Origin of the sequence: Mesorhizobium sp. M2A.F.Ca.ET.042.01.1.1, from assembly GCF_003997405.1 — a bacterium.
Taxonomy (GTDB): Bacteria; Pseudomonadota; Alphaproteobacteria; order Rhizobiales; family Rhizobiaceae; genus Mesorhizobium.
The window spans coordinates 1-2,394 of sequence record NZ_RZRX01000472.1; the positions used below are offsets into that span (position 1 = coordinate 1).

Below are 2,394 nucleotides of genomic sequence, written 5' to 3' on the forward strand. Positions count from 1 at the left end.
GTCGCCGATGCAGGCGGCGGCGACATGCTCGCCATTCTCGCCGTTTTCGACGCGCATCTTAAACAGCAGCGTCCCGCCGACGGCTTCAAGCGCACCGCCGACGACTTCGGCAAATTCATCTTCGGAAACGGTTTTGTTGTCCGGCGCCAGATCGTCCAGACTTTCGGCAAGCGTGCTTTCGAGGGCTTTTTCGTCGAGCTGCGCGTCCATGCGAACCACTCCATTCGCCAATCTCACCCAGCCCGTTAACGAAACTTAACGGCGAGGATGGCCGGATTATGGCGGTTTTCCCGGTTCTTCGATCCATCCACGGGCTTCGACTTATGGCGGCTGGACAATCCGCCGGTTCGTTCCACAATGTGCGCAACAAACGACGCGAATGCGCGAAGGGGAGGAATAGATGCTCGGATTGATGCAGGAATGGCCGCTGCTTTGCCATAAGCTGATTGACCATGCCGAACGCCAGCACGGCAGCCGGGAGGTCGTGTCGCGCTCGATCGAAGGCCCGATCGTGCGCACGACCTTCGCCGAAATCCATCATCGGTCGCTCAAGGTGGCGCAACGGCTGGAGCGTGACGGCTTCGCGCTCGGCGATCGCATCGCGACCCTTGCCTGGAACACGGCCCGCCATATCGAAGCCTGGTACGGCATCATGGGCATCGGAGCGATCTATCACACGCTCAATCCGAGGCTTTTTCCCGAGCAGATCGCCTGGATCATGAACAATGCCGAGGACAAGGCGATCTTCGTCGACCTCACCTTCGTGCCGCTCCTGGAAAAGATCGCCGGCGCGGTGAAATCGCTGCGCCGGGTGATCGTGCTGACCGACCAGGCGCATATGCCGCAAACCTCTCTGGCCAACGCCGTCGCCTACGAGGAATGGCTGGCCGAGGCCGACGGCGATTTCGCCTGGAAGACGTTCGACGAGAACACCGCCGCCGGCATGTGCTACACCTCCGGAACGACGGGCGACCCGAAAGGTGTGCTTTACAGCCACCGCTCCAATGTCCTTCACGCCATGATCGCCGCCATGCCCGACGCGATGGGCCTGTCGACGCGCGATGTCGTCCTGCCTGTGGTGCCGATGTTCCACGCCAACGCCTGGGGGCTCGGCCAGAGCGGACCGATGATCGGCGCCAAGCTGGTGATGCCGGGCTGCAAGATGGATGGCGCCTCCATCTACGAACTGCTCGACACCGAAAAGGTGACGTTCAGCGCCGCGGTGCCCACCGTCTGGATGATGCTGCTGCAATATCTGGAAGAGACCGGCAAGAAGCTGCCCTATCTGAACAAGGTCGTGATCGGCGGGGCGTCCTGTCCGCGCGCCATCACCGCAAAGTTCCAGGATGATTACGATGTGCAGGTGGTGCATGCCTGGGGCATGACCGAGATGTCGCCGCTGGGCACGCTCTGCACGCTGAAGCCGCAATATCAGACGCTGACCGGCGAGGCGCGGCTGGATGTCCAGGGCAAGCAGGGTTTTCCGCCCTTCGGCGTCGAGATGAAAGTGACCGACGACGATAACAACGCGCTGCCCTGGGACGGCAAGACCTTCGGGCATCTCAAGGTGCGCGGTCCCGCAGTGGCTCGCGCCTATTATGGCGGCGCCGGCGCCGAGCAGTTCGATGCCGACGGCTGGTTCGACACGGGCGATGTCGCCCATATCGACGCCAGCGGCTACATGCAGATCACCGACCGCGCCAAGGATGTCATCAAGTCCGGCGGCGAGTGGATATCGACCATCGACCTGGAGAATCTCGCCGTCGGCCACCCGGACGTGGCGGAGGCGGCGGCGATCGGCATCCCGCATTCGAAATGGGGCGAGCGGCCCTTGCTGGTCGTCGTTAGCAAGCCCGGTCGGGAGCCGAGCAAGGGCGACATCCTCACCTTCATGAGCGGCAAGGTGGCGAAATGGTGGATGCCCGACGACGTCGCCTTCGTCGGCGAAATTCCGCACACCGCTACCGGCAAGATCCAGAAGACCAGCCTACGCGCCCAGTTCAAGGATTACCGCCTGCCGACGGATTGACGAAAATGTTCGATCTTCCGGCTTCAAGCCCGCGCCAAAAACCGCTAACTCTCGGCCCGGGTTGGGACGATACGGCGAAGAATGGCATCTATTCCTGAACGGCAGACGTCGAGGGCGGCCGGCTGGTCGCGGCGGATCGGGGCATTTTCCCTCGTCCTTCTGCTCACCGCCGTCGCCGGTTACCGGCTCGGATTCGTCGAGACGCCGCCTTTCCTGTGGGTGCTTGCGGTCGTCGCGCTGTTGGCGGCGCTCGCCCTGTTGCTGGCGGGTCTCGGCCTGTCGAGGGTCTGGAGCTTCGGCGATCGCGGCGGCCGCGATCTCAGCGTCGGCGCGCTGCTGGCGCTGCTGGTCCTGGCGCCCTACGG

At 63.3% G+C, this 2,394-nt stretch carries 1 protein-coding gene and 2 pseudogenes; 2 read left to right on the forward strand and 1 reads right to left on the reverse strand.

The features are described 5' to 3' along the window. Positions 1-210, reverse strand: a pseudogene (locus tag EOA23_RS33830) (hypothetical protein); the annotation flags it as partial. Between the two features lie 190 nt (positions 211-400). Between EOA23_RS33830 and EOA23_RS33835 the strand changes: the two are divergent. Continuing rightward, the gene (locus EOA23_RS33835; protein ID WP_127307245.1) at positions 401-2,029 is read left to right on the forward strand and encodes a fatty-acid--CoA ligase; all 1,629 of its coding nucleotides are present in this window, start codon (positions 401-403) and stop codon (positions 2,027-2,029) included. An 81-nt stretch (positions 2,030-2,110) separates the two neighbouring features. Beyond that, positions 2,111-2,394, forward strand: a pseudogene (locus EOA23_RS33840) (DUF1499 domain-containing protein); the annotation flags it as partial.

What these genes read in the sequence shown, in the direction of transcription:
- EOA23_RS33835 (WP_127307245.1), top strand. Translation starts at nt 401, where the DNA reads ATGCTCGGATTGATGCAGGAATGGCCGCTGCTTTGCCATAAGCTGATT.